A 26,399-nucleotide genomic window follows, 5' to 3' on the forward strand; every position below is an offset into this window, starting at 1 on the left:
TCAACGGCCCTCCGCGTAGGCCTGCAGATGCGCGACCTGCACGGGATCGAGCGAGGGCCGCACCTTGTCCCGGGCCACCGCGACGTCCTCCGCGGTGACGACGGCGGCGTCGACGTTGCGCCGCATCGCCGCGAGCGCCGCCTCGCGCAGCAGCGCCGAACAATCCGCGGCCGAATAACCGTCGAGCCCGACGGCGAGCTCGTCGAGGTCGACGTCGTCGTCGAGCGGCACCGATCGACCCGCGGTCTTCAGGATCGCGGCGCGGGCGTCGGCATCCGGCGGCGGCACGAACACGAGCCGTTCGAGCCGGCCGGGACGCAGCAACGCCGGATCGATCAGGTCGGGCCGGTTGGTCGCTCCCACCACCACGACGTCGCGCAGTGGCTCCACACCGTCGAGTTCGGTGAGCAGCGATGCGACGACCCGGTCGGACACCCCGGAATCCGAGCTCTGCCCGCGACGCGGCGCGAGGGCGTCGATCTCGTCGAGGAACACCAGGGCCGGTGCCGAGTTGCGGGCCCGCTCGAACAGCTCACGCACCGCCTTCTCGGAAGCACCCACCCACTTGTCCATCAGTTCGGCGCCCTTGACGGCGTGGACGCTCAGGCGTCCGGTGCCGGCGAGAGCGCGGACGAGATAGGTCTTGCCGCAGCCGGGCGGGCCGTACAGCAGCACCCCGCGCGGCGGCTCGACACCGAGACGTTCGAACGAATCCGGGTGCTGGAGGGGCCACAGCACGGCTTCGGTCAGGGCCTGTTTCGTCTCGGCCATGTCGCCGACGTCGTCGAGGCTCACGCTGCCGATCGCGAGTTCCTCCGTGCCCGAGCGCGACAGGGGACGGATCACTTCGAGGGCACCGAGCAGGTCGTCCTGGACGAGCGACGGTTCGTCGTCGTCGCGGTTCGCCCGGGACGCCGCGCGGAGTGCGGCCTCGCGGCACAGCGCCGCGAGGTCGGCGACCACGAAACCGGGAGTGCGACCCGCGACGGCGGTGAGATCGAGATCGGTGGCGGGCACCGACCGCAGCAGCACGTCGAGCAGGGCGCGACGGGTCGCGCCGTCGGGCAACGGCAGGGACAGTTCGCGGTCGCAGATCTCGGGGGCCCGCAGCCGGGAGTCGACGTCGTCGGGGTGCGCGGTGGTCGCGATCAGCACCGCACCCTCGGTGTCGACGACCCGCCGTAGCTCGTCGAGGATCAACGTCGCGACGGGTTCGGTGTCGGCCGGCAGCACGGCGTCCACGTCGGTCAGCAGCAGGACACCACCGCTGCGCACCGATTCGGCTGCGGCGGAGATCCGGCGGAGCCGTTCGTCGGCGGCGAGCGCACCGACGCCCGGTCCGTCGACCTCCACCAGACGCCGGCCCGAGACGACCGAGCGCACGAAGGTCGCCTTACCGACCCCGGCGGGACCGGTGACGAGCACACCGAGATGCGGCGACGCCCCGAGGGTGCGCAGCAGTTCGGGTTCGTCGAGCGAGAGGGTGAGCCATTCGGACAGCTTCGCGACCTGGGCCTGCACACCCACGAGGTCCTCCACCGGAGGCGGCGGTGCGGCGGCCGGTTCGGGCCGGCCGGTCCCGGGGGGCGAGGCGACGAATCCGGAGACGGACGGCACGGAAGCGGACGGCAGGGCACCTGGGCCGCCACCCCACACCACGGCGGTGTTCGGCTGCACGCTCACCGGTCCGGCCGGATCGACCGACGAGACGGTGAGCAGTTCGGTGGTCCATGCGATCGCGAACGTCCGTGAGAGCGCCCGCGTCGTCTCGGCGTTGCTCGTGCCCGGACCGAGATCGCGCGGCAGCAACGACACCGCGTCACCGACGGTGAGGACCTTGCCGAGCAGTGCCTGACGCAGCGTGGTCTCGGGGATCGACTGCCGGGCGAGCGTGGATCCGGTGACCGTCACCGTGCGCGCGCCGTACACCGTCACGGGCGCGACGACGACGGTCGCGTCCTCCTTCAGTCCCGTATTCGACAGCACCACGTCGTCGAGCAGGATCGTGCCGGTGGGGGTGCCGGCCGGTGCGAGACCCGCCACGACCGCTGTGCGACGCGCTCCCACCAGGGCGATCGCGTCCCATTCCCGCAGGCCCAGCGCGGCCAGCGCTTCGGGGTGCAGACGCACGACACCGCGACGCGCGTCGGCGGCGGAGGTGTTGAGCCGGACGGTGAGTGAGAGTTGTGGGGTCGTCACCCCGCCGAGCCTAGAACGTGACCAGCGTCCGCGCGGGCCGCGCGGGTCAGCGTCCTCGCGGGCGACGCAGCCCGAGCCGCGCTTGAGATCGTGCCGTCGTGGCGACGCGCCGGGCCGCGACGCGACGCGGACGTTCGGCGCGGTTGCGGGCGCGCAGTGCCCGTCGTTCCGAGGGCTTGATGTCCCAGGTCTCGGGCCGGGCCGCGACCCAGCGCCGGGACCGCACCGCGAAGGGGATGTGCGCGAGGTAGATCGCGACCAGCACGAGCATCAGGATGAACGGGTAGGTGACCAGCGCGGCCGCCGCCACCGCGACCAGCACGAGCAGCACTACGGCGAGTCGTGCGGGCACCGACGCCGACTTCATCGCGAAGGTCGGGATCCGGCTGACCGCGAGGCCGGCCGTCCCGAGGATCCACACCGCGACCAGCGCGTAGGTGGTCCACCAGCCGTCGCCCCACTGGATGTAGGCCGCGACAGGCGCGAGCGCGACGAGAGCGGCCGCCGGGGCGGGCACGCCGACGAAGTACTCGCGGGCGTAGGCGGGGACGCTGTCGTCCTCGAGGAGGGTGTTGAAGCGCGCGAGTCGCAGGATCAGGCTCACCGCGTAGAGCAGGGCGACGATCCAGCCGAAGGGGCTGCCGTCGAGCATCGTCACGTACAGCACCAACGCCGGCGCCACACCGAACGCGACAGCATCGGACAGCGAGTCGAGTTCGGCGCCGATCTTGCTGGTCGCGTCGAGCATGCGGGCGATGCGGCCGTCGAGTGAGTCGAGGACGGCCGCGGCGCCGATCATGCCGAGCGCGGTGCCGAGCTGCCCGTCGAGCGCGAACTTCACCGCGGACAGTCCGGCGGAGAACGCCAGGATCGTGATGACGCTCGGCAGCAGGCGGACGACGTTGGGTCGATTGCGGGACCGTGAGGTCGCGACCGCGCGCGCACCCTGCATGGGCGGACTCACGACACCGTGGGCAGCTGAGCGAGAACGGTCTCGGCGCCGATCGTGCGCTGACCGCGTTCGACCAGCAGGGTGCTCCCGGCCGGCAGATAGGTGTCGACCCGGGAACCGAAACGGATCAGGCCGTAGGTATCGCCGATCGGCAGGGTGTCGCCGATCTGCGCGTCGTTGACGATGCGACGGGCCAGCAGCCCGGCGATCTGGACGACGGCGACCTCGGCGCCGTCGCGGGTCTCGATCAGCATGCTGGTGCGTTCGTTGACCTCGCTCGCGTCGGCGAGATCGGCGGAGAGGAACTTGCCCGGCGTGTGGACCACAGAGCGGACCGTGCCGCCGACGGGGCTGCGCTGCACGTGCACGTCGAGGACGGACAGGAAGATGCTCACCCGCGGGCGTTCCTCGCTGCCGAGTCCGAGTTCGGCCGGCGGCACCGCATGGTCGACGAGAGCGATCTCACCGTCGGCGGGGGCGACGACCACACCGGCGCGGTTCGGGGGTACGCGGTGCGGATGCCGGAAGAAGGTGGCGCTCGCGAGGGCCGATGCGAGACCGGCACGGCGCAGCCACGGCGTGCGGCGGCCGAGTGCCGCCACGGCCAATGGAGCTGCGACGAAGGGGATGCCACCCGGGTGCATGGGCGGTACGACATGTCTGACCAGGTCGACCATGTGGGCTACCCCGCTGGTGGGGGGTGTTCCGGCGGGCGTCGGCTTACGTGCCACGGGCTCCTCTTATCGCTGGCGATCGGTGAGCTGCGACCGCAGTGGACCCGCCCGTCGTACGGGCGGGTCCTGTCGGTCCACAGGCACTCCAGCGTACGTGAGCCGAGCGTCGAAGGTCAGACTCGCGCACCCGCTTCGATCTCGTTCTTGAGACGCGCGAGAGTCGCGTTCATCCCCATCACCAGTTCGTCGTCGAACGCCTCGGTGCCGCCGAGAACATACTTCACGAGGGTCTGCGAGACCTTGCTGGTACCGGTGGGAGCCTCGCGCCGCTGGGTGACGCGGGTGCCGGTGGCGGTGGGTTCGAGGGTGAACGACCAGATCGTGCGGTTCTCGTTGATCCGGAAGCTCAGTCGTCGGCCGGGTTCGAAGGCGACGACCTTCGCGGTCGTGGGCCACACCAGCAGGCCCTTCTTGTTGATGTTGATCGTGGTGGTGCCGGCCGACACCGGTCCGCCGCGCACGATCATCCGGCGGCACTGCGGGCTCCACTCGCCCATCCGCTTCAGATCGGACACCACGCGCCACACCTGCTCGGGAGAGGCGGTGATCTCGATCGTGGCCTCGAGGGTCTTCGACACGTGTACTCCTGTTCTCGGGGGATCGGATCCCTTGTATCTGCTACCTGGGGTAACAGGATCGCCGTCGATCCTAACGGACGATGTGAGTGCGGTCACGTCCCGGTGGGGTGGGGTTCCGTCAGGCGCAGGAACGCCCCGAGTTCGACCAGACCGTCGGGCGTGGATGGGAGGTGATCGGTCAGCGCGCCGGACCGGACGATCACCGCCGTCCACTTGCCGCGTGAGAGCGCCACGTTCGAACGGTTGCGGGACAGCAGGAAGGACATCCCCCGAGGCACGTCCTCGACGGCGGAGGCCGTCATCGACACGAACACCATCGCAGCCTGGCGTCCCTGGAACTTGTCGACCGTGCCCACCTGTACCCGGTGCAGACCCGCCGCGGCGAGGTCCTGTCGCAGGCGGGTGACCTGAGCGTTGTACGGCGCGACCACCAGGATGTCCTCCTCGCCCAGGGGCCGCGGCGGCGAGTCCGCGTCGTCCCTCCATGCCGAGCCGAGCACGGACGCGATCCCGCGCACGATCTCGGCGCTCTCCTCGGGCGAGCAGGTCGCGTTGCCCTCATGGGCCACCTCGACCAGACGGACACCGGGCGGGACGCCGTCGAGCACGCGTCGTGCGGTGATCTCGGACTTCGAGTGCAGTCGTCCCTCGTACGACAGGTCGGACACCCGCGCGCACAGATCCGGGTGCATCCGCCAGGTCACCGGCAGGAAATAGCCACGGTCGGCTGGTAACGCGCCGTGCCCCTCGGCGAGCCACCCGAGGGCGGATTCGTCGACCGGCTCGGGGTGGGTGCCCTGCGAGACCTGGGGGAGTTGCCGGGGATCGCCGAGCAGCAACAGATTCGACGCGGCCGTGGCCACGGCGATGGTGTTGGCGAGACAGAACTGTCCGGCCTCGTCGACCACCAGCAGGTCGAGGCTACCGGGGTCGATGCAGTTCGGATTCGTGAAGTCCCAGGCGGTTCCGCCCACCACGTAGCCGGCTGTGGATGTACCGATATGTGCACCAAGGGTCTTCGCGTCCGGGAAGGCGGTCCACGTCGGTTCCGGGTTCTGACATTTCGCCTTGGCGACCCGCTCGCCCGGCACTCCCGCCGCGACGATGCCGGCCAGCATGTTCTCGACCACCGAATGCGATTGCGCGACCACGCCGACCCGCCAGCCGTGCTCGTTCACCAGCGACGCCACGACGCGGGCCCCCGTGTACGTCTTGCCGGTACCGGGTGGCCCCTGCACCGCCAGATACGAATCGTCCAGGGCGAGAACGGCCGTGACGATCGCGTCCGCGGTGTCGTCGCCGAGCGGCGGCAACGCGGTGCCGGAGCGCAGGCGAGGAGGGATGCGGCGCAGTACGTCCACCGCCGCGGTCGACGGCAGCGACGGCAATTCGCTGCACATCGCCTCGGCGGCGGAGGCGATCGCCGCTTCGATGTTCTTCGACGCGATCGGCGGGCCGGGCGTGACGGCGACCGGCAGTGCGGAGTACTCCTCGTCCGTCCGCAGCAACTCGTCCACGACGAGCATGTCGGGATGCTCCGTCCCCGTGATGCGTTCGACGACCTTGCCGCGCGACCACGCGCGCGTCCCGGCACCGCCGTCGGGCAGTCCGTCCGGCCCCGGCGCGTCGTACAGCAGGAAGACGTCCTGATCGGCCCGCAACGCGCTGCCCGGCTCGAACTCGCCCGCGAGGCGCAACCGGCGCCGGAGCAGTCGTTGCCGGGGGGTGGCCTTGTGCCAGTCGGTCTCGACGGTGGTCGTCGCCGCGACCAGTGTGTCGCGCCTGTCCGCCCATTCGTCCGGCACCGTGGCCAGGCGATCGAAGTGCGCCCACCAGAACGGTTTCCGCTCGCGCCGGTGGTAGCCCATGGCCGCGGCCAGGAGGGCGGCGGCCTGCTGCTCGGGGGTGCGGTCGCCGGCGAGCGCCCCGCCGACGTATTCGAGCAGTTTCGTCTCCGCGGGGTGCGCTTCCGCGTCGGGGGCGGCCTCGTCGTGCGTCACCTCGCTCGGGGAGATGCCGTGTTCACGGGCGTGGGTGAGCAGCCAGTCGCGCAGGCGCAGTGTCGAGACGCAGTCGTCCTCGTTGTAGGAGGCGATCGATGCGAGTTCGCGCTCCGCCTCCTCGTGACGTCCGGCGTCGCGCAGTGCGCAGTAGTCCGCGTACGCGACGATCGAGGCGCCCGCATCGACGACATCTCCGTCGCGCGCCTCGGCGTCGTCGGTGTAGAGCGGTTCGAGCTTCTTCAGCCCGTATGCCCGGGCACCTACGCGGATCGAGTTGCGCACCACGGGATACAGGTCGACGAGGACACCCTCGCGCAGCAGGTCGTCGACGATCTCCTCTCCGACGCCGTACCGGCCGGCCAGCCGCAGCAGAGCCGCCTTCTCGTAGGGGGCGTAGTGGTAGATGTGCATCCTCGGGTGCCGGCGCCGGCGGTCGGTGACGTAGTCGAGGAAATCCAGCAGCGCCTGCCGCTCCTGCCCGCGGTCGTGTGCCCAGAACGGTCGGAAGACCGGTGCGTCGGCGGTGCCCTCCACGACGCCGAACAGGTACTCGAGTCCCCATTCGGAACTGCCACCCTCGGACCACAGCGGGTCGCCTTCGAAGTCGAAGAAGATGTCGCCCTCGTCGGGGGTGGGCAGGAGGCCGAGTGCAGCGGCGTCGTAGACCTCGGCATAGGGCGTGCCCTGCTTTTCTTCCTCGAGCTGCGCCCGTGCCTGCGCTCGCAGGGTGTCGAAGGTGCGGCGCGCCATCCCGGCGACGGGTGTCTCACGTGCGGCGAGATCCTCGATGGTCGACACGCCTGCGTCGATCAGCCGCAGCCGCTGGGTGCTGCGCATCCCGGCGACCAGCAGCAGGTCGCGGTTGCGCTCGATCTCCGGCGCGCACTCGTCGCAGCGACCGCACGCGGCGTGCTCGCCCGATCCCCACCGCACCGGTCCGGTGGTGGCGCGGTGCGACGTGAGAAGGGTTTCGAGGCAGGCGCGTCGGTGCCGGTAGACCGGCAGGATCTCCGCGAGCGGGTAGGAAGCGATCGAACCGTCGCCGAGGACGAGATGTACGTGGGAGGACACCGCGGTCCCGGTGCGGGCGAGTGCGTCCGCATAGGCGGCGAGCTGCAGGAGCGCCTCGACCTTCGCGTGCCGGGACAGTTTGCTGTCGTACACGGCGTAGCCGTCGTCCTCGCGGACGAGGAAGTCGGAGAAGCCGATCATGCCGACCGGATCCGGGCCGGTGTCGAAGAACGCGCCCTGATAGACGACGGGTGCACCGGCGCGAACGGCCTCGAGGGTGGCCTGCGCCGCATCCGCGAGGGCCCGCACGGTGTAGTCGGGCCGGGGGATCTCGACGACCTTGTCCGTGCCCACCTGCGCGCGGAACCGGTCGAGGACGCGTCGTTCGTGGTGTCCGCCGAGCGCGGCGACGCGTTCGAGCATCGCGTCGGGTTCCGCCTCGGGGCGGGGAACGCGGCCGAGTGCCGAGTCGAGCGTGCGGAGCAGTGCGAACTCGCACGAGGCGGCGCGGGTGAGATCTCCGGCGCCGACCATCAGCCTGTCGTCGAGCAGAAACATCGGCGGCTCCGTCTCCGGCGTGCGGGATGCCCGGCATGGGCACGGCTCGTCCCGACTATCGCAGACGGGTCGGACCCGTCGGACTGTTGTTTTCGCGCTCGCCGGATGAGAACATCTCTCTCATTGAAGAGAATAAAGTTCTTGACCTGGATTCGTGCAGCTGGGAGGCCTGATGAGCGGAAGTGGCACGCTGCGCACGCGCGGCACCGGAATCTCGATGACGAAGGAGGAGATCGACCTCTTCCTCTCCGCCGAGAGGACCTGTCGCGTCGCGACGCTCGGCGGTGACGGGAGCCCGCACGTCGCTCCGCTGTGGTTCGTCTGGGACGGTGCCTTCCTGTGGCTCAACTCGCTCGTCCGCAGCCGCCGGTGGACCGACCTGCAGAAGGACTCGCGCCTCGCCGTCGTCGTCGACGGTGGGGAACAATTCACGGATCTGCGCGGTGTCGAGGTGCGCGGAACCGCCGTGAGCATCGGCGACGTGCCGCGCGGGTCCCGTCCCGACGCGGTGGCGCGCACCGTCGATGACGAACTGCTCCGCGGCGTCGAACTGTCCTTCGCCCGCAAGTACGCCGGTCGCGACGAATTCACGACGGACGGGCGCCACGCATGGCTGCGGGTCACTCCGCACAGCGTGCGCAGCTGGGACTTCGGAAAGATCCGCCGGTCGCGCTGACCTCGACGAACGGAGCCTCACCCATGAACATCGCCTCGGCGCGCCACGCCCTCGTCACCGGGGGTGCGAGCGGCATCGGCCGCGGTATCGCGGACGCCCTCGCGCGTCGCGGGGTGGCCGTGACGATTGCGGACATCGACAGTGCCGCACTCGAATCCACGCTCGCCGAACGGTCGGGGGTCTTCCGGCTCTTCCGCGGGGCCGTCCTCGACGTGCGCGACCGCGAAGCGTGGCGCACCGTCCGGCAGGAGGCGGAGGACTCCTTCGGCCCGGTCGACGTCCTCGTCAACAACGCCGGGATCGGTTTCAACGGAACCGACTTCGCAGACCTCGATCCTCACGTCTTCGACACCGTCATCGACATCGACGTCACCGGGGTGTTCAACGGTGTCTCGACCTTCGCGGGCGATATGCGAGCGCGCGGGCGCGGGCACATCGTCAACACCGCGTCGGTCATGGGACTGACCGCGGGTGTGCCGGGCCGTGGCGTCTACAGCGCCGCCAAGGCTGCCGTGGTCGCGATGTCCGAAGCGCTGCGTGCCGAACTCGCCCCGCACGGCGTCGGAGTGTCGGTCCTGTGTCCGGGACTGGTGCGTTCGGGACTCGACGACAGCACGGCCCGGCTCGGCGGCGAGGTACGGCGCGTGGACCACATCAAGGGCGGCAACGCCGGCATGGCACCGGAGACGGCGGGGGAGATCGTCGTACGCGGAATCTCGGTCGACGCCCCGTACATCCTCACTCACCCGCACTATCTCGGGAACATCAGTACCAGGTACGACTCGATCGCCCGCAGTGCTGATGCAGTGCATGCCGGTGCATGACGGCCGCGCGACGCAGATGCTCCCGGTGTAGACGCCGGGCGTACCGGACGCGTTCGTCCGCGCTGCGGCGGCCGGGCCCGCCCTCGATTCCGAGCACGGTGCGCACCGCCAGCACGATGCCCCATGGAACGATGACCCAGACCGGCCAGAAGTAGATCAGCGACGTGGTGCCCAGCGACACCAGCGCCCACACCGCGAGATTGATCGATCCCACGGTCGCCCAGGCGCCCCACTCGATGCGTTGGTGGAGCGGCAGGCGCAGACGAGTGAAGGTGGTCCCGGCGGGCCGGGACGGGGTGGGAGCAGGCGTGGGCGGCAGGTCGGCGAGGACGGTGACGGCGTCGTCCTGTGTCGTGGCGCGGTAGACCAGGGCCACGCGCTCGTCGAACTCGGTGATCGTCAACCGTCCGGCGGTGAGGTGGCGCCCCAGCTGGTCGACGATCGTCTCGCGCTCGGCGTCGGAGATGCGGAGCGGTGGGGCCGCAGTGCCGGAACCGGCCGGGACGGCGGGGGATGTGTGTTCCATGGTGCCCTCCGGGATCTTCCACAATGGAATGTCACCTGATTCCAGGGTGGATATGCCACAGTGGAATGTCAAGTGTTTTCGGTACCCGGATCGAGAGAGGAAACGGCCATGACCGGACGACCGCTCAACGCCACCGCCGCGTCACTGCTCGGCTTCCTCCACGAAGGCCCCAAGACGGGCTGGGACCTGGTGTCCACCGCGCAGACCCGCATCGGCAAGTTCTGGTCGCTGACGACGAGCCAGGTCTACCGGGAACTGGCCGCGATGGAACGGCAGGGCCTGATCGAGGCGGGAGAGAAGGGCCCTCGCGACCGCAAGCCCTACCTGCTGACCGAGGCCGGACGCCGGGCCTTCGCCGAATGGATCGACCGCGAACCGGGCGACGAGAACATCAGGCACCCGCTGCTGCTGACCGTCGCCTTCGGCGATCACCTCCCGCCGGAGCGCCTCGCCGCGATGCTCGCCGACCATCGGCGGAGACACGAGCAGCAACTCGCCGATTACGAACAGGAGGCGGCCGCGGGCCTCCTCCCGCCGCACGCCGCGGCGACGCTCGATTTCGGCATCCTCTACGAACGGGCGGTCCTCGACTGGTTCGACCGCGTGCGCGACCGGCTCGGAACCGATCCGGTCAGCGCAGCGGATCGAACGACCTGAGCAAGGGATCCGGCTCACCGGTCATCGATCCGGCGAGCAGCCGGCCGGTGAGGGGACCGAGCGCGACGCCCCACATCCCGTGCCCGCCGGCGACATACACCCGATCCGAGCGGGTCCGGCCGACCAGCGGGAGCCCGTCCGCCGTGCACGGCCGCGAACCCACCCACTCCTCGGTGCGCCCCTCCCAGTCGACGTCCCGCAGCAGCGGACGTGTCGCGTCGACGATCGCCCGGATGCGTCGCGGGTCGAGCGGGGCGTCAGGGCTGCGGAACTCCATCATTCCCGCGACGCGGAACCTGTCGTGGAGGGGTGTGCACGCCACCCGCTGCGCGGGGAAGTAGACCGGATTCTTCGGAATGCTCGGAGGCCGCACACTGAAGCTGTAACCGCGACCGGCCTGGACCTGGGTGCGCACACCGAACGGCCGGGCGAGCGGTCCCAGCCACGCCCCGTTCGCGAGCACCACGGCATCCGCCGAATGCCAGTCCCCACCGGCGAGGACGACGTCCACCCCGCGACCGGTGTCACGCACCTCCTCGACGTCTGCGCCCGTGACGATCTCCGCGCCCCGTGCGTGCACGGCGTGCGCCAGCGATGCGACGAACCGTGGTGGGTCGATGAACCGTTGTCCCCGGATACGGATGCCCACCCGCACCGCGTCCCCGAGCAACGGTTCGAGCGAATGCAGCGTGTCGGTGTCGAGCAGGTCGAAGTCGATCTCGCTGCCGGCGGTGCGCGCGTGTTCGAACTCCTCGACCAGCACGCGACGGTCGTCGTCCGAGGTGAACGCCGCGAGGAACGGATCGGCCGGCCGCGTCGGCTCGGTGACGATCGTGCCGTCGGAGCCGCGGGCGAGATCGTCGTAGGCGCCCAGTGCGAGGCGGTTGGCGCGCGCGAAGATCTCCATCGACGACGTCCAGCGCCGCGTCGTGCAGTGCCGGGCGAAGTCGGCGAGGAAACGCAGCAGCCGCAGGTCGGTCGTGGGCGGCACGTACACCGGCGACGACGGCCGGAACATCGACCGCAGCCCGTAGCGCAGCACCGCCGGCTCGGGCAGCGGCAAGGTCAGCGCCGGCGCGAGCCACCCGGCGTTGCCCCACGAGGAGTCGCCCGCCACCCCGATCCGGTCGAGCACCGTGACCTCGACGCCGCGCTCCTGCAGGAACCACGCGGTGGACAAGCCCACGATCCCCGCACCGACGACCACCGTCCGACGAACCGTCATCGCAACCTCCTGTGAACGACGAAGCCTGCACTTCCATCATGGACCCGGAAGTGCGAACGGGCCGGACTTGCGAACGGCTTACTATTTCCGGGGAAGTTCTGCTTGTGGAAAGGGAACCCGGAATGAGTACGAACGTCGAACAGCGTGAATTCCAGGCCGAGACGCGACAGTTGCTGGATCTGATGATCCACTCGATCTACTCGAACAAGGACACCTTCCTGCGCGAGTTGATCTCCAACGCCTCGGACGCCCTGGACAAGCTCCGGCTGGAGTCGTTCCGAGACAAGGACCTCGAGGTCGACACCTCCGACCTGCACATCGAGCTCGAGGTGGACAAGGACGCGCGCACCCTGACCGTGCGCGACAACGGCATCGGCATGAACCGTGACGAGGTGATCGATCTCATCGGCACCCTCGCGAAGTCCGGCACCGGGGAGCTTCGTCAGAAGCTGCGCGAGGCGAAGGACGCCGCCGCATCCGAGGAGCTGATCGGCCAGTTCGGTATCGGCTTCTACTCGTCGTTCATGGTCGCCGACAAGGTCACCCTCGTCACCCGCAAGGCCGGGGAGAAGACGGGTACACGCTGGGAGTCCAGCGGTGAATCCACCTACACCATCGCCGAGGTCGACGACGCACCCCAGGGCACCTCGGTGATCCTGCATCTCAAGCCCGAGGACGCCGAGGACCACCTCTTCGACTACACCTCGCAGTGGAAGCTCGAGGAGATCGTCAAGAAGTACTCGGATTTCATCGCGTGGCCGATCCGCATGGAGGTCTCGCGCACCACGAAGTCGGAGGACGGCACCGACGAGGTCACCTTCGAGACCAAGACCCTCAACTCGCAGAAGGCGTTGTGGGCACGCTCGAAGGACGAGGTCTCCGAGGAGGAGTACAAGGACTTCTACAAGCACATCGCCCACGCCTGGGACGAGCCGCTCGAGATCATCCCGCTCAAGGCCGAGGGCACCTTCGAATACCAGGCGCTGCTGTTCATCCCGGAACACGCGCCCTTCGACCTGTTCGCGCGCGAACGGCGGACCGGTGTGCAGCTGTACGTCAAGCGCGTGTTCATCATGGACGACTGCGAGGATCTCGTCCCCGAGTACCTGCGTTTCGTCAAGGGTGTGGTCGACGCTCAGGACCTGTCGCTCAACGTCTCACGTGAGATCCTGCAGCAGGACCGGCAGATCCGTGCGATCCGGCGGCGCCTGACGAAGAAGGTGCTCTCGACCGTCAAGGACATGGCGGCGAAGGATCAGGACAAGTACACGACGTTCTGGCGCGAGTTCGGCCGGGTCGTCAAGGAAGGCCTGATCTCCGACACCGACAACCGCGACACGCTGCTGGCGATCTCGTCGTTCGACTCGACCGCGAGCGAGGAGGAGCAGACCACGCTCGCCGGATACGTCGAGCGCATGAAGGACGGCCAGGACGCGATCTACTACCTGACCGGCGAGTCGCGGCAACTGCTCGAGAGCTCGCCGCACATGGAGGCCTTCCGCGACAAGGGCATCGAGGTTCTGCTCCTGACCGACCCCGTGGACGAGATGTGGGTGACCTCGGTTCCGGAGTTCGAGGGCAAGCGCTTCCAGTCGATCGCCAAGGGCGACGTCGATCTCGGCACCGAGGACGAGAAGAAGGCCGCCGAGGCCGAACGCGAGGAGAAGGAGAAGGAGTTCGGCGACCTGCTGTCGTGGATGAAGGAGACCCTCGACGAGCACGTCAAGGACGTGCGCCTGTCGTCGCGCCTGACGACCTCCCCGGCGTGCATCGTCGGCGACACCTTCAGCATGTCGCCCGCGCTCGAGCGGATGTACAAGGCGTCGGGTCAGCCGGTGCCGCGGGTCAAGAGGATCCTCGAGCTCAACCCCGACCACCCGCTCGTATCGGGTCTGCGCACCGCCCGGGAGCAGCGCCCGGACGACACCTCGCTCGCCGACGTCGCCGAACTGCTCCACGGCATGGCGCTGATCGCCGAGGGCGGTGAGGTGGAGGATCCGGCGCGGTTCACCCGCCTGCTCGCCGAGCGTCTCGCGGGAAGCGTCTGAGTCCGGCGGATAGGCTCGACGCATGACGCATGTGGACGGGGTGTTGTTCGATATCGAAGGTGTGCTCGTCACCGAGTGGCAGCCTGTCCCGGGCGCGGCGGACGTCCTGGCACGACTACGTGCCGACGGTGTCCGCCGCGCCTTCCTCACCAACACCACCTCGCGGACGTGTGCCGAGATCGCGCAGCGGCTCACGGATCTGGGGATGGAGGTGGCGCCGGACGAGATCGTCACGGCGGTGTCCCTCACCGTCGACCATGTCCGGCAGACCTATCCGGGTCTGCGCTGCTGGGTCCTCAACGAGGGCGACATCGCCGCGGATCTCGACGGTCTCGTCCTGGACGAGGACGATCCGGAGGTGGTGATCCTCGGCGGAGCGGGGGATGCCTTCACCCACCGGACGATGAGTCGCGTCGCCGAATTGATGCTCGAGGACGTCCCGGTGGTCGCGATGCACCGGGCGCTCGCCTGGCAGGCGGCGGACGGGCTGCGGATCGACACCGGGGTCTACCTCGCGGGACTCGAGGAACTCACCGGACGGTCGGTGGTGGCGGTGGGCAAGCCGTCGCTGCGCGGTTTCCTCGTGGCGTCGGAGCGAATGGGCGTCGAACCCGATCGGATGGTGGTCGTCGGGGACGATCTCGCCGGGGAGGTCGTGCCGGGGCAACGCCTCGGGATGACGGGAATCCTGGTGCGCACCGGCAAGTTTCGGCAATCGGTATTGGACCTGGCCGTCGATCGTCCCGACCACGTCGTCGACTCGGTCGCGGACCTTCCCGGACTTCTCGACAGTCTGTGACACGCGGTCTCGCGTGAGACGGATGTGATCGGTACCCTACCGCCGGGGCGTTCGCCCCTGTTCAGCGCAGACGCAGCCTTTCGCGTAGAGGCACTCCAGTGCAGAGGAGCCGTTCTTGTCCATTCGTTCCTTCCGTTCCGCTCTCACCGCGCGCCGCTCGCTCCGGGCCGGTGTACTCGTCGCCGTCGGTGTGGCCTCGGCCGCGCTCTTCGGTGGCGGTACCGCCGCGGCCGCGCCGGTGACCTGCGTGTCGCCTCCGTCTGCCAACGACATCCTCGTGTCCGATACCGCCAGCTGCGGCGCCACCGCCGAGGGCGCGTTCGCTCGCGCGTATGCGGCCGACAGCGGCACCGCGGTGTCGGTGGCCGAGTCGGCCGGCGCCGCCGAAGCCCATGCGACGGGCTTCGGCACGGCGCTCAGCGCTGCCCGCGACGGCGGCCGTTCGTTCGCGTACGCACTCGGCGGGGGACTGAGCCACTCGTGGGCGCAGGGTCCCGCGACGACCCTCTCGGTGGCCGGCTGGGGTTCGGGCGCGACGGCCGACACCACCGGCGTCACGTGCGTCGGCGCCCAGTCGTTCGCGGTCAACACGGCGACGGGGCAGTGGTGTGCCGTGGGAGTCGGTTCGACGCTGCGGTGAGTGGCTGCGCAGTAGCTCCTTCACGGATTTCGTGACGGGGGGTGGCGGGTGCCGGTAATCTTGCACTCGCCACCCCCGAGTGCTAAGAATGCACTTAGCACTCGCAACACGTGAGTGCCAGGTCGGTAGGGTGAGACCGGGTTTTCGACACCCCTGGTCGTCCGTCGCGGGCACCGCTTCCGGCCGAAGGCGTACATGGAGCGATCCGACGAGCGATCGCTCCGGTGTCACCCCCATACCCGGAGGATCACTTCGCAATGGCCAAGATCATCGCGTTCGACGAAGAGGCCCGTCGCGGCCTCGAGCGTGGCCTCAACAGCCTCGCCGACGCAGTCAAGGTGACGTTGGGCCCCAAGGGTCGCAACGTCGTTCTCGAGAAGAAGTGGGGCGCCCCCACGATCACCAACGACGGTGTCTCCATCGCCAAGGAGATCGAGCTCGAGGATCCGTACGAGAAGATCGGCGCCGAGCTGGTCAAGGAAGTTGCCAAGAAGACCGACGACGTCGCGGGTGACGGCACCACCACCGCTACCGTGCTCGCCCAGGCGCTCGTCCGCGAAGGTCTGCGCAACGTTGCTGCGGGTGCCAACCCCCTCGGCCTGAAGCGCGGCATCGAGAAGGCCGTCGAGGCCGTCACCGCCAAGCTGCTCGACACCGCCAAGGAAGTCGAGACCAAGGAGCAGATCGCTGCCACCGCAGGCATCTCCGCCGGCGACCCCGCGATCGGTGAGCTCATCGCCGAGGCCATCGACAAGGTGGGCAAGGAAGGCGTCATCACCGTCGAGGAGTCCAACACCTTCGGCCTCCAGCTCGAGCTGACCGAGGGCATGCGCTTCGACAAGGGCTACATCTCCCTCTACTTCGCCACCGACGCAGAGCGTCAGGAGGCCGTGCTCGAGGATCCCTACATCCTGCTCGTCAGCTCCAAGATCTCCACGGTCAAGGACCTGCTGCCGCTGCTCGAGAAGGTCATCCAGTCGGGCAAGCCGCTGCTGATCATCGCCGAGGACGTCGAGGGCGAGGCTCTGTCCACCCTGGTCCTCAACAAGATCCGTGGCACCTTCAAGTCGGTTGCCGTCAAGGCTCCCGGCTTCGGTGACCGCCGCAAGGCCCAGCTCGCCGACATCGCGATCCTCACCGGTGGCGAGGTCGTCAGCGAAGAGGTCGGCCTCTCCCTCGAGACCGCCGGCATCGAGCTGCTCGGCCAGGCCCGCAAGGTCGTCGTCACCAAGGACGAGACCACCATCGTCGAGGGCGCGGGCGATCCCGACGCCATCGCCGGTCGCGTCAACCAGATCCGCGCCGAGATCGAGGCGTCGGATTCGGACTACGACCGTGAGAAGCTGCAGGAGCGCCTCGCGAAGCTGGCCGGCGGCGTCGCCGTCATCAAGGCCGGTGCCGCGACCGAGGTCGAGCTCAAGGAGCGCAAGCACCGCATCGAGGACGCCGTCCGCAACGCGAAGGCTGCCGTCGAGGAGGGCATCGTCGCCGGTGGTGGCGTGGCCCTGCTGCAGGCCGCTCCGGTTCTCGACGACCTCAAGCTCGAGGGCGACGAGGCCACGGGTGCCAACATCGTCAAGGTCGCCCTCGAGGCGCCGCTGAAGCAGATCGCCTTCAACGCCGGCCTCGAGCCCGGCGTCGTCGCCGAGAAGGTCCGCAACCTCGAGGCCGGCCACGGCCTCAACGCTGCGACCGGCGACTACGAGGACCTGCTCGAAGCGGGCATCAACGACCCGGTCAAGGTCACCCGCTCGGCGCTGCAGAACGCTGCGTCCATCGCGGCTCTGTTCCTCACGACCGAGGCCGTCGTCGCCGACAAGCCGGAGAAGGCCGCCGCTCCCGTGGGCGACCCGACCGGCGGCATGGGCGGCATGGACTTCTGATCCGCCCCTACGGACGGAAGGGACTTCTGATCCGCCCCTACGGACGGAACGGACTTCCGATCCGTCCTCGATAGCCACACGAGGCCCGATCCCACTCCGGTGGGGTCGGGCCTCGTGTTCTTCCCCAATCGTTCCGGCCGCTCGTACCGAACGATGACACATTCGTTACGAAACCGACCTCGCGGACGATGAATGTCACGAAAGTGTCACTTCATCCGGTTCCGGCGGTTCGTACCGATCCGGCGCCGGACGGCAGTGTGCAGGCAGACGGATCCACGAGGGGAAGAGAAACATGCGGTCGTCCTGGTTGCGGCGAGTACTGCTCACGATGGCGGTGGGAACGTCGATGGTCTTCACGACTCCCGGAGGCGCCGTCGCGCAACCGGGAGAGCCCGGCGAACGGCCGGTCGGGGAGTTGACCTCAGTCGAGCGCGAGAGCGACCGCACCGTGATCGCGAACGTCTACTCGCCGTCGATGGACAAGGTGATCCCCCTGCGGGTCCGGATGCCCGCCGACGCGAGCGAACCCCGTCCCACGCTCTATCTGCTCAACGGCTCGGGAGGCGGGCAGGGAGCCGCCACCTGGGAGAAGCAGACCGATGTCGAGGACTTCTTCTCCGACAAGAACATCAACGTCGTCACGCCGCTGTTGGGTGGCTACAGCTACTACACCGATTGGCGCAACGACGATCCCGCGCTCGGCCGCAACATGTGGACGACCTTCCTGACGCACGAACTCCCGCCGGTCGTCGACGCGGAATTCGGGACGTCGGGCCGCAACGCTATTGCGGGCCTGTCCATGTCGGGCACGTCGGTGCTCGGCCTCGCCACGGCTGCGCCCGAGTTGTACGAGGCGGTGGGGGCGTACAGCGGGTGCGCCGAGACGAGTACGCCGCTCGGCCAGTCGTACGTGCAGGCCGTCGTGCGGGTCAAGGGCGGAGATCCCGAGAACATGTGGGGCCCGGCGGGGGATCCGGGTTGGATCGAGAACGATCCGTACATTCACGCGGAGAAGCTTCGCGGCATCGACCTGTACATCTCGTCGGGTTCGGGTCTGCCCGGTGAGTACGAGCGGCTCGGATCACGGTCGGTGAACAACGACCCGATCGGTCTCGTCGGTCAGGTGGTCGTCGGTGGGAGCATCGAAGCGGCGGTCCACCACTGCACACAACGGATGGCCCAGCGCCTCGAGGAACTGGACATTCCCGCGCACATCGACATCCGCCCGGCGGGCACGCACTCGTGGGACTACTGGGAGGACGATCTGCGCAATTCGTGGCCGGTGCTGTCCCGAGCGGTCGGACTGTAGCGTCCTTCCGCGGCGCGCCGAAATGCCCGGTTCGACCTCCGTCGAACCGGGCATTTCCGTTCGGTAGACATATTTCCGGTGGACCCGGCAATTCGCCCATCTCCGATCGGGAAACGGGATCAATCGGGTCGATCGGAAATATCGATCCCGAAACGGAATTATAGGTACGGACGTTCCGGTTTCTTTTTGCAGCGCTCTGAACTGGGGTTTTGAAAGATCGCCCGGATGTCTGGGATGAGTGTGAATGTCATCACACCAGTTTTTCGCATTCTCGGGTCGCGAAAGGGTGAGAAATGTGACCAGAATCTATGCGAGCCCGACGGAATCCACCTGGAATTCCGGGCTGGCGAAAAGCGATCGGACGAAATCCGTCCGGTATGCGATCGGACGAAGGAGATTCACATGGAGATCATCGAACTCATCGGCTCCGCCCTCGAACTGCTCGGCGGCACCGAACTTCTGGGCACCCTGCTCGACAGCGGCAGCGCTCTGCTGGGCAGCACCCAGCAGTAGTTCACCCCCGCTGCCACCCGCAGCGAAGCTCGCGCCCCCCGATGGACGTCCATCGGGGGGCGCGTGTCTTCGGGGTCGGGTGTCGATCAGTGCTCGGGGATGATCATCCACAGTGCGAGGTAGAGCAGCACAGCGGTACCACCTGTGACGAAGGCGGTGAGGACTGCGCCTGCGCGCACGAGGTTGAGGTCGATGCCGAAGTACTCGGCCAGTCCGGCGCACACACCACCGAGCATGCGCTGGGACGAGGAGCGGGTGAAGGGGCGGGGAGCCTGGTTCTCGAAGTTCATGCATTCATCCTGTCGCCGTGACGATCCCACCACATCCGGGAACGGCCCGGATCTTCACCCTGATCTTCGACTCGGGGTCGGCCGGACGTTCACCGGAGAAGCGCTGGAATCATCCTGAGGGGAACCCTCGGAGACAGAGTCCGGACGAGGCAGACTCGACCGCCGGTACCTCGATCAGAAGGAGAACTTCCACCATGACCGACGTCGTCCTCGACGAACAACTCGCCGCCCTGCGCCGTCGGTACGGCACCCGCGGGGCCGTGCAGGCGGCCGGTGGTTCCGGAGCCTGGAACGACGTGCTCGCTCTTCAGCTCGCACATCGCTCGGTGCGGAAATTCCTTCCCGATGCGGTCTCCGAGGACGATCTGCGCGCGATCGTGGCTGCGGCCTCGTCCGCCGCGAGCTCGAGCAACTTGCAGCTGTGGAGCGTCGTCGCCGTCACCGACCGCCACCGGCTGGCCCGGATCGCGACTCTCGCCGGCCACCAGTCGGCCGTGCGCGACGCGCCGTTGCTACTCGTGTGGGTGGCCGACCTCGCCCGCGCGGCGAGGGTCGCCGAGCAGCACGACAAAGCCCTCGTCAATGTCGACTACGTGGAGTCCGCGCTGCTCGGGGTGGTCGATGCCGCGCTCGCTTCGCAGAACGCAGTGCTCGCCGCGGAATCCCTCGGCCTGGGCACCGTGTACATCGGGGCCATCCGTAACCACCCGCGCGAGGTGGCCGCGGAACTGGCTCTGCCCGACCACAGTTTCGCTGTGGTCGGGCTGGTGGTGGGCCGTCCCGATCCCGAGGTGGAGTCGGAGGTCAAGCCGCGGCTGAGTCAGGATGTCGTGTTGCATCGCGAGCAGTACTCGACCGAAGAGCGGGATGCCGGCCTCGTCGCGTACGAGGAGGAGATTGCCGACTTCTACCGCGATCAGGGCCTGGCGGAGAGTTGGGTCGAACGTGTACTCGGGCGCTTCGCGTCGCCCGGCGCGCTCGGAAGTCGCGAAGGGATGCGAGATGCTCTACGAGAGCGCGGTTTCGGTCTGGAATGACCTTCGGAACGGGTCAGCGGCACACGACCGTCAGGCCGACGCCTCGCCATACCTGACGTTCGACGCGGTCGAACTCGTTGTCGTCGCTGTCGTATTCGTACTCGACGACGGTCCGGTACCCCCGGTCGCGCTGAGCGGTCACCGTGCAGTCGCCACCGACGGAACCGGATCGGTTGACGATCGAATACGGCACATCGTTCGCGGCGAGCACCTCGACTGCGGCCTGCTCGCTCATACCCACGACGCCTGGAGCGGGTTGTGCTGCGGCAGTTCCTGTTCCGAGAACGGTTGCGGCGGTTCCCATCGACAGGACGGCGCCGGCGAAGGCGAGGGTCGCAAGACGGGAACGGGTGGAAGGGGTACGCATGGGATCCTCCGAAGGGTCGCTGGACCGGACATTTCGATCGTCCGCCGCGACCGGGCCCGAGCACATCCGGGCACGACCCCCATCCCGACCCTGAATTCCGGCCTCGGGGTGGAGGAGGAAACCGGCAACCGCCCCGCCCGGATCGGCCTAGTCTGAGGCCGTGGAGACCGTACCGATCCAGCTTCCCGGCGGCACCACGGTGCCGGTGCGCCTCTTCGCGGGACCCGACCACGAACACGAGACACGCCGCGACGCTTCCCGTGCCGTCGTGGTCGTCGTGCCGGGTCTCGGGATCCCCGCCGGTTACTACGAGCCGTTCGCACAGGCGTTCACCGAGCACGGATTCGACGCGGCGATCTGTGAGCTCGCCGGTCAGGGCGACAGCCGTCCGAGGCCGGGACCGGACAGCACGTACGGCTACCACGAGATCGTCGCGACGCATTTCCCCGCCGTCTTCGAGGTGGTGCGGGAGCGCTTCCCCGACTCGACGCCCTACCTGCTCGGTCACTCCATGGGTGGGCAGCTCGGCGCGCTCTACGCCGCGCGCATCCGCGGGCGGCTCGGCGGCCTGATCCTCGTCGCGTCGGGCACGCCCTACTACCGGCATCACGGGGGCGTCCGCGGCCCGGGACTGTGGCTCGGATCGACGGCGATGTCGCTGACCGCCGCGGTCGCCGGATTCTGGCCCGGCGACCGGATCGACGTCGCCGGGTTCGGCCGGCAGTCGCGCGCGCTGATCTCCGACTGGGCGCGACTGGCCCGCACCGGCCGATTCGAACCGACCGGTGCGGACATCGACTACGAGGAACGGATCGGGCGGCTCACGCTCCCCGTCCTGTCGATCACGATCGAAGGCGACGAACTCACTCCCGTCGCGTCCGCGCAGCACCTGCTCGAGAAGCTGCCGTCCACCGAGATCACCCGATGGCACAATCCGCGGGCACTGGGCCACAACGGCTGGATCCGCGACAACGACGACACCGTCGCGACGATCGTGGCGTGGTTACGTGACCGCTGAGCCCGCGCGGGCGGCCGCCGCGAGCCGGACGTGGGCGTTGGGGGAGCCGTATCCGGTGTAGCCGCCACGCCGTTCGAGGAGTTCGACCTGGAATCCGCCCTGCACCGGGAGCGTGTAGGCGTGCAGGAATTCACCTCCGTCGTCGTTTCGGTCGTAGAGCAGGCCGTTGCTCTGCAGGACGGCGAGCAGCTCGGGGTCGAGCGCGAACCGCGCATCGAGATCGGCGTAGTAGTTCGTGGGTGGTCGAAGGAACTCCACACCGCGCGCACGCGCGTGGCGCACCGAGTCGGCGACGTCTGCCGTGGCGAAGGCCAGCTGGGTCACCCCGGGCGGCTGTGGCGTCGCACCGGTCTCGGAGACGTTCAACGCGACGCGCAGGTCCCCCTTCTCCGCACGCAGGGCACGGATGCGGAGGCGGCCCTGCGGCTGGATGTACTCCTCGGGGTCCTCCGGGCGCAGCCCGAACAGGGTGCGGAAGAACGACAGCTCCTGGTTCAGATCGTCCGCGGCCACCGTCACGTCGACGTGGTCGAGACCGAGCCATCCCTCGTCCGCCGCGGGAGTGTCCGGGGCGTCACCCGCCACGAAGTCGTTGTGCCAGTCGTCGGTCTCCCCGGGCTCGGCACTGACGAAGACGTGCAATCCGGAGGGGGAGGTGATGCCCGGCAGACCCGCTTCACCCTCGCCGCGGGTGCGGTCGACCGCAGGCCACAGCAGACTCGCGGCCCGCTCGGCTACCGCGGCGACGTCGGGCGCGACGAGTCCCAGCGCGGTCGCGGCCGGACCCGGTGCGGGTTCCTCGTTGAGGACGACGTTCGCGCCTCCGTTGCGCCACCACGCGACCGGCTTGCTGCGGTGCCGGCCGGCGACGTGGAAACCGAGTCCGGTGAGCAGCGCCGGGTAGTCGGTGCGGTCGGGGGCGGCGAGTTCGACGAACGCCGCATCGGTGCGCGCCGGTACCGGCGGGGCCACCGTCACCTTCTCGCGTGCGGGACCGGTGACCCGCGCACCGAGCCGGTCCTCGAGGAACAACAGCGACCGCATCGCATCGCGCGCGGTCACATGCGGATCCGCTTCGCGCACCACGTCGCTGAAGACCTCGAGCGACAGCGGGCCGTCGTAACCCGAGTCGAGCACGGCCGCGACGACCCCGGAGACGTCGAGCATGCCCTGCCCCGGGAAGCAGCGGAAGTGCCGGCTCCATTCGAGGACGTTCATCTCGAGCACCGGGGCATCGGCGACCTGCAGGAAACCGATACGCTCGCCCGGGATTCCGGCCAGGGCGCGTCCGTCGTCGCCGCGCGCGAGCATGTGGAAGGTGTCCACGGCCAGCGTCACCGCCGGGTGATCGGCGCGTTCGACGAGATTCCACGCCTGCCCGACCCGGTTGACGTGACGCCCCCAGGCCAGCGCCTCGTAGGCGAAGGTGACCCCGTGCGAGGCGGCGAGCTCACCGACGGCGCGCAGCTGCTCGGCGGACAGCTCCGGGTCGTCGATCGCGTTCGGCAGCGCGTTCGAGCACGCCAGGAAGGTCGTCGAGCCGAGCTCGTTCATGACCTCGAGCTTGCGGCGGACGCGATGCAGGACGTCGGGGAACCGCCGCGGGTCGACGCCCTCGATGTCGCGGATCGGCTGGAACAGATCGATCGACAGGCCGAGATCGGCGCAGCGCCGGGCCACCTCGGTGGGGGACAGCGGCGACGCGATGAGGTCGTTGTCGAAGATCTCGATTCCGTCGAATCCCGCGGCGGCGATCGCGTCGAGTTTGTCGGCGAGAACACCGGAGAGCGAGACGGTGGCGATTCCGCGGCGCATCAGCTGGTCAGCTCCTCGAAGTGTCGGACCATTCGTTCGGCGTCGGGTTCGACGCCCGTGAAGTACTCGAAGGCCCCCACGGCCTGGAAGACGGCCATACCACCGCCGGGTACGACGCGGCATCCGCGGGAGCGGGCGAGGTGGATCAGTTCGGTCTCCAGCGGGAAGTACACGACATCGGAGACCCACAGATCCTCGCGGACGAGGTCGGCGGGAACGGGGAGCCCGGGGTGGCCGGTCATGCCCGTCGGGGTCGCGTTGACCAGGCCCTGTGCGCTTGTCAGTGCACCGGCGAGGTCGGTGGTCGCGCGGACCCGGTCGTCGCCGAACCGTTTGGCGAGGCGGGTCGCGCAGGCCTGGGCCTTCTCCACGTCGACATCGACGATCGACACGTGCTCGGCGCCCTGCTCGAGCAGCGCGTAGCCGACGGCCGACCCGGCACCGCCGGCCCCGACCAGCACGGCCCGGTCGGCGACGGCGTCGGGCAGGCGCCGGCGGAACGCGCGCCCCCAGCCGGACCAGTCGGTATTGCGACCGAGTGCGCGTCCGTCGCGGAAGACCACGGTGTTGACGGCCCCGAGATCGTGGGCGTCGTCGGACAACTCGTCGAGCAGCGGGATGACGACCTGCTTGAACGGATGCGTGATGTTGAGCCCGTCGAACCCGAATCGCTGTGCCCAGTCGAGCATCTCGGCCAGATTCTCGGCGCCGTAGCCGAGACGCTCGGCGTCGACGAGGCGGTAGGTCAGGTTCAATCCCGACGCGAAGCCCTCCCGTTCCTGCATGGCCGGGGTGAGCGATCCGCCGATTCCGGCGCCGAACAGGCCCAACAGGAAGGACGTACGTGCGGGCGCGGCGGTGGTCATCGGGAACTGTCCTTCGTATCGGTGTCGATTGCCGTGCCGGTGCCGGCGTCGGTCGCGAGCGCGGCCAGGTGGCGGATGGCGAACTCGTATCCGTCGGGGCCGCAGCCGGCGATGACGGCCTTCGCGACGGGAGCGACGTAGGAGCGGTGCCGGAACTCTTCGCGGGCGTGGACGTTGGTCAGGTGCACTTCCACGATCGGTGCCGTGACGGTGGCCAGCGCGTCGTGCAGCGCCACCGAGGTGTGCGTGTAGGCCGCGGCGTTGACGACGAAGCCGGCCGCCGATTCGCGCAGGTCGTGGATCGAATCGATCAGGGCGCCCTCGTGGTTGGTCTGCCGGAAGTCGACGTCGAATCCCAGGTCGTCGGCGGTGCGGCGGCACGACTTCTCGATGTCCGCCAGTGTTGCGGTGCCGTAGAGACGGGGTTCGCGCTTGCCGAGCAGGTTCAGATTGGGCCCGTTGAGCACGGCGATGATGGGACGCGCACTCACGATGCGGCCCCGGCGGGGACCGGCGTGGTGTTGCGGTCGTGGGGGAGCAGGCCGATCTCACGGGTGGGGACCTTGTGGGTTCCGGACGGTCCGGTGGCCACCGCGATCAACGAGATGACGACGGCGCCGACACAGAACAGGGCCACGCGGTACCAGTTGTCGGCGTTGCCGTCCATGAGCGACCCTGCGATGGCCGGGGTGAAGCCGGCGAGCGCGAAGCCGAACTGGGTGCCGATCGCCATGCCCGACAGTCGGACGCTGGTGGGGAAGTACTCGGCATAGGTCGCGGGCCACACCGCGTTCGGCATGCTGTAGATCACGCCGGCGAGGAGGATGCCGGTGACGAGGACGAGCGGCACGTCGCCCCGCGAGATCGACCACAGGAAGGCCGTCACCATCACGGCGCTGCCGATCAGGCCGGAGACGAAGACCGGTTTGCGGCCGATGCGGTCGGACAGCATGGCCCACAGTGGGATGGTGCCCACGGCGATGATGTTGGCGACGATTGCCAGCCACAGCATCGTGGTGTCGCTGATGCCGATGCCGTATTCGTCGGCCGTGGCGAAGTTGAGGGCGAACACCTGGAAGGCCGTGTTCACCATGGCGATGAAGGCCGCGAAGAAGACCCGCAGGACGCCGGTCCAGTGGTGGCGGAAGAGCACCGCCAGCGGCGCCTTGGGTGCCTCGGCGTGCGCCTTCTCGGCGTGGAACTCGGGGGTCTCGTCGAGGCTGCGGCGGATGAGGAAACCGATCAGCACGATCACGGCGCTGATCCAGAAGGGCACTCGCCAGCCCCACGACTGCAATTGCTCCTCGGACAGCAGGGCGATCACCGGCAGGAACATCAGCGGTGCGAGCACCTGGCCGCCCTGCGTGCCGCTCAGCGTCCAGCTGGTGAAGAAACCACGCCTGTCGTCGGGGGCATGTTCGAACGACATGGAGTTCGCGCCGGCCTGCTCACCCGCGGCGGACAGTCCCTGGAGCAGTCGCAGCACGACCAGCAGGATCGGTGCGAGCATGCCGATCTGTCCGTAGGTCGGCAGGCAACCGATGAGGAATGTCGAGACACCCATCAGCAGCAGCGTGCCGACGAGGATCAGCTTGCGGCCGAAGCGGTCGCCGATGTGGCCCATCAGGATGGACCCGAACGGGCGCGCGACGTAGGCGACGCCGAAGGTGGCGAGCGACGCGACGGTCGCGACCGCCTGGTTCCCTTCGGGGAAGAAGATCTTGGGGAAGACGAGCGCAGCGGCGGTGCCGTAGATCGCCAGGTCGTAGTACTCCAGTGCGCTGCCGCTCCACGCGGCGAGTGCCGCCTTGCGGGGCGTGCGCTGCACGGTGGTGTTTTCAGTCATCGGATGCCTCGGGGGTGGGTCTTCA

The 26,399-nt window shown here is 68.8% G+C and carries 23 protein-coding genes; 10 read left to right on the plus strand and 13 right to left on the minus strand.

Going from position 1 to position 26,399, the window contains the following annotated elements; translation table 11 throughout:
• The 5 genes from GON09_RS23130 to GON09_RS23150 form a co-directional block, all read right to left on the minus strand.
• Positions 1-2,199 (minus strand): AAA family ATPase, encoded by a 2,199-nt coding sequence (locus GON09_RS23130; protein WP_213933939.1) that lies wholly within the window; start codon positions 2,197-2,199, stop codon positions 1-3.
• A 46-nt stretch (positions 2,200-2,245) separates the two neighbouring features.
• Positions 2,246-3,151, minus strand: coding sequence for a CDP-alcohol phosphatidyltransferase family protein (locus GON09_RS23135; protein ID WP_213934606.1), 906 nt, complete (start codon positions 3,149-3,151; stop codon positions 2,246-2,248).
• Positions 3,152-3,159: 8 nt separating this feature from the next.
• Entirely contained in the window at positions 3,160-3,882 is a 723-nt protein-coding gene (locus GON09_RS23140) for a phosphatidylserine decarboxylase (protein ID WP_213933940.1), read from the minus strand.
• A gap of 116 nt (positions 3,883-3,998) precedes the next feature.
• A complete protein-coding gene (locus tag GON09_RS23145) occupies positions 3,999-4,463 on the minus strand; it encodes an SRPBCC family protein (RefSeq protein ID WP_213933941.1) in 465 nt (154 codons plus the stop codon).
• A gap of 92 nt (positions 4,464-4,555) precedes the next feature.
• Entirely contained in the window at positions 4,556-8,035 is a 3,480-nt protein-coding gene (locus GON09_RS23150; protein ID WP_213933942.1) for a TM0106 family RecB-like putative nuclease, read from the minus strand.
• 172 nt (positions 8,036-8,207) lie between these two features.
• On the opposite strand from GON09_RS23150, the gene GON09_RS23155 reads away from it, so the two are divergent.
• Both GON09_RS23155 and GON09_RS23160 read left to right on the plus strand, forming a co-directional pair.
• Positions 8,208-8,711, plus strand: coding sequence for a pyridoxamine 5'-phosphate oxidase family protein (locus GON09_RS23155; protein WP_213933943.1), 504 nt, complete (start codon positions 8,208-8,210; stop codon positions 8,709-8,711).
• A 23-nt stretch (positions 8,712-8,734) separates the two neighbouring features.
• Positions 8,735-9,535, plus strand: coding sequence for an SDR family oxidoreductase (locus GON09_RS23160; protein WP_213933944.1), 801 nt, complete (start codon positions 8,735-8,737; stop codon positions 9,533-9,535).
• On the opposite strand, the gene GON09_RS23165 is transcribed toward GON09_RS23160, so the two are convergent.
• Positions 9,477-10,061 (minus strand): DUF1707 SHOCT-like domain-containing protein, encoded by a 585-nt coding sequence (locus GON09_RS23165; RefSeq protein WP_213933946.1) that lies wholly within the window; start codon positions 10,059-10,061, stop codon positions 9,477-9,479. The genes GON09_RS23160 and GON09_RS23165 overlap by 59 nt on opposite strands.
• Positions 10,062-10,169: 108 nt before the next feature.
• On the opposite strand from GON09_RS23165, the gene GON09_RS23170 reads away from it, so the two are divergent.
• Positions 10,170-10,718 (plus strand): PadR family transcriptional regulator, encoded by a 549-nt coding sequence (locus tag GON09_RS23170; protein ID WP_213933947.1) that lies wholly within the window; start codon positions 10,170-10,172, stop codon positions 10,716-10,718.
• Here GON09_RS23170 and GON09_RS23175 read toward each other — a convergent pair.
• Positions 10,693-11,943, minus strand: a complete 1,251-nt coding sequence (locus GON09_RS23175; RefSeq protein ID WP_213933948.1) for an NAD(P)/FAD-dependent oxidoreductase — start codon at positions 11,941-11,943, stop codon at positions 10,693-10,695. The genes GON09_RS23170 and GON09_RS23175 overlap by 26 nt on opposite strands.
• Before the next feature lie 122 nt (positions 11,944-12,065).
• Here GON09_RS23175 and htpG point away from each other — a divergent pair, with 122 nt between their 5' ends.
• From htpG to GON09_RS23200, 5 genes are all read left to right on the plus strand, one after another.
• Positions 12,066-13,991 carry a molecular chaperone HtpG gene (gene htpG / locus GON09_RS23180; protein ID WP_213933949.1) on the plus strand — a complete coding sequence of 642 codons (1,926 nt, stop codon included), beginning with the start codon at positions 12,066-12,068 and terminating at the stop codon, positions 13,989-13,991.
• A gap of 22 nt (positions 13,992-14,013) precedes the next feature.
• Positions 14,014-14,790: an HAD-IIA family hydrolase gene (locus GON09_RS23185; RefSeq protein ID WP_213933950.1), complete on the plus strand. Its 777-nt coding sequence runs from the start codon at positions 14,014-14,016 to the stop codon at positions 14,788-14,790.
• A gap of 115 nt (positions 14,791-14,905) precedes the next feature.
• Positions 14,906-15,430 carry a DUF6764 family protein gene (locus tag GON09_RS23190; protein ID WP_213933951.1) on the plus strand — a complete coding sequence of 175 codons (525 nt, stop codon included), beginning with the start codon at positions 14,906-14,908 and terminating at the stop codon, positions 15,428-15,430.
• A 257-nt stretch (positions 15,431-15,687) separates the two neighbouring features.
• Entirely contained in the window at positions 15,688-17,313 is a 1,626-nt protein-coding gene (gene groL, locus GON09_RS23195) for a chaperonin GroEL (protein WP_024101799.1), read from the plus strand.
• A gap of 292 nt (positions 17,314-17,605) precedes the next feature.
• Positions 17,606-18,622 carry an alpha/beta hydrolase gene (locus GON09_RS23200; RefSeq protein WP_213933952.1) on the plus strand — a complete coding sequence of 339 codons (1,017 nt, stop codon included), beginning with the start codon at positions 17,606-17,608 and terminating at the stop codon, positions 18,620-18,622.
• Between the two features lie 599 nt (positions 18,623-19,221).
• On the opposite strand, the gene GON09_RS23205 is transcribed toward GON09_RS23200, so the two are convergent.
• On the minus strand, positions 19,222-19,425 hold the full coding sequence (locus GON09_RS23205; protein ID WP_213933953.1) for a PspC domain-containing protein: 204 nt from the start codon (positions 19,423-19,425) through the stop codon (positions 19,222-19,224).
• 194 nt (positions 19,426-19,619) lie between these two features.
• Between GON09_RS23205 and GON09_RS23210 the strand changes: the two genes are divergently transcribed.
• Complete coding sequence (locus tag GON09_RS23210) at positions 19,620-20,462, plus strand: NADPH-dependent oxidoreductase (RefSeq protein ID WP_213933954.1); 843 nt, start codon at positions 19,620-19,622, stop codon at positions 20,460-20,462.
• Positions 20,463-20,475: 13 nt separating this feature from the next.
• Here GON09_RS23210 and GON09_RS23215 read toward each other — a convergent pair whose 3' ends face one another.
• Entirely contained in the window at positions 20,476-20,829 is a 354-nt protein-coding gene (locus GON09_RS23215; protein ID WP_213933955.1) for a hypothetical protein, read from the minus strand.
• Between the two features lie 160 nt (positions 20,830-20,989).
• Here GON09_RS23215 and GON09_RS23220 point away from each other — a divergent pair, with 160 nt between their 5' ends.
• The gene (locus GON09_RS23220) at positions 20,990-21,847 is read left to right on the plus strand and encodes an alpha/beta hydrolase family protein (RefSeq protein WP_138844132.1); all 858 of its coding nucleotides are present in this window, start codon (positions 20,990-20,992) and stop codon (positions 21,845-21,847) included.
• Here GON09_RS23220 and GON09_RS23225 read toward each other — a convergent pair.
• From GON09_RS23225 to GON09_RS23240, 4 genes are read right to left on the minus strand one after another with little or no spacing between them, the layout of a single operon-like run.
• The gene (locus tag GON09_RS23225) at positions 21,833-23,662 is read right to left on the minus strand and encodes a bifunctional sugar phosphate isomerase/epimerase/4-hydroxyphenylpyruvate dioxygenase family protein (protein ID WP_213933956.1); all 1,830 of its coding nucleotides are present in this window, start codon (positions 23,660-23,662) and stop codon (positions 21,833-21,835) included. The genes GON09_RS23220 and GON09_RS23225 overlap by 15 nt on opposite strands.
• The gene (locus GON09_RS23230; protein ID WP_213933957.1) at positions 23,662-24,528 is read right to left on the minus strand and encodes a shikimate dehydrogenase; all 867 of its coding nucleotides are present in this window, start codon (positions 24,526-24,528) and stop codon (positions 23,662-23,664) included. Before GON09_RS23230 ends, GON09_RS23225 begins: the two co-directional genes overlap by 1 nt.
• A complete protein-coding gene (gene aroQ, locus GON09_RS23235; RefSeq protein ID WP_213933958.1) occupies positions 24,525-25,019 on the minus strand; it encodes a type II 3-dehydroquinate dehydratase in 495 nt (164 codons plus the stop codon). The genes GON09_RS23230 and aroQ overlap by 4 nt, the downstream gene beginning before the upstream one ends.
• On the minus strand, positions 25,016-26,374 hold the full coding sequence (locus GON09_RS23240; protein WP_033096161.1) for an MFS transporter: 1,359 nt from the start codon (positions 26,372-26,374) through the stop codon (positions 25,016-25,018). Before GON09_RS23240 ends, aroQ begins: the two co-directional genes overlap by 4 nt.
• Positions 26,375-26,399 lie beyond the last annotated feature (25 nt).

It is taken from the genome of Rhodococcus sp. B50 (genome assembly GCF_013602415.1).
In the GTDB taxonomy this organism is placed as follows: domain Bacteria; phylum Actinomycetota; class Actinomycetes; order Mycobacteriales; family Mycobacteriaceae; genus Rhodococcus.

Coding starts and splice junctions, on each gene's coding strand:
- GON09_RS23135 (WP_213934606.1), bottom strand. CDS start 3,151: ATGCAGGGTGCGCGCGCGGTCGCGACCTCACGGTCCCGCAATCGACCC.
- GON09_RS23150 (WP_213933942.1), bottom strand. CDS start 8,035: ATGTTTCTGCTCGACGACAGGCTGATGGTCGGCGCCGGAGATCTCACC.
- GON09_RS23155 (WP_213933943.1), top strand. CDS start 8,208: ATGAGCGGAAGTGGCACGCTGCGCACGCGCGGCACCGGAATCTCGATG.
- GON09_RS23160 (WP_213933944.1), top strand. CDS start 8,735: ATGAACATCGCCTCGGCGCGCCACGCCCTCGTCACCGGGGGTGCGAGC.
- GON09_RS23165 (WP_213933946.1), bottom strand. CDS start 10,061: ATGGAACACACATCCCCCGCCGTCCCGGCCGGTTCCGGCACTGCGGCC.
- GON09_RS23170 (WP_213933947.1), top strand. CDS start 10,170: ATGACCGGACGACCGCTCAACGCCACCGCCGCGTCACTGCTCGGCTTC.
- GON09_RS23175 (WP_213933948.1), bottom strand. CDS start 11,943: ATGACGGTTCGTCGGACGGTGGTCGTCGGTGCGGGGATCGTGGGCTTG.
- htpG (WP_213933949.1), top strand. CDS start 12,066: ATGAGTACGAACGTCGAACAGCGTGAATTCCAGGCCGAGACGCGACAG.
- GON09_RS23185 (WP_213933950.1), top strand. CDS start 14,014: ATGACGCATGTGGACGGGGTGTTGTTCGATATCGAAGGTGTGCTCGTC.
- groL (WP_024101799.1), top strand. CDS start 15,688: ATGGCCAAGATCATCGCGTTCGACGAAGAGGCCCGTCGCGGCCTCGAG.
- GON09_RS23200 (WP_213933952.1), top strand. CDS start 17,606: ATGCGGTCGTCCTGGTTGCGGCGAGTACTGCTCACGATGGCGGTGGGA.
- GON09_RS23205 (WP_213933953.1), bottom strand. CDS start 19,425: ATGAACTTCGAGAACCAGGCTCCCCGCCCCTTCACCCGCTCCTCGTCC.
- GON09_RS23210 (WP_213933954.1), top strand. CDS start 19,620: ATGACCGACGTCGTCCTCGACGAACAACTCGCCGCCCTGCGCCGTCGG.
- GON09_RS23215 (WP_213933955.1), bottom strand. CDS start 20,829: ATGCGTACCCCTTCCACCCGTTCCCGTCTTGCGACCCTCGCCTTCGCC.
- GON09_RS23225 (WP_213933956.1), bottom strand. CDS start 23,662: ATGCGCCGCGGAATCGCCACCGTCTCGCTCTCCGGTGTTCTCGCCGAC.
- GON09_RS23230 (WP_213933957.1), bottom strand. CDS start 24,528: ATGACCACCGCCGCGCCCGCACGTACGTCCTTCCTGTTGGGCCTGTTC.
- GON09_RS23240 (WP_033096161.1), bottom strand. CDS start 26,374: ATGACTGAAAACACCACCGTGCAGCGCACGCCCCGCAAGGCGGCACTC.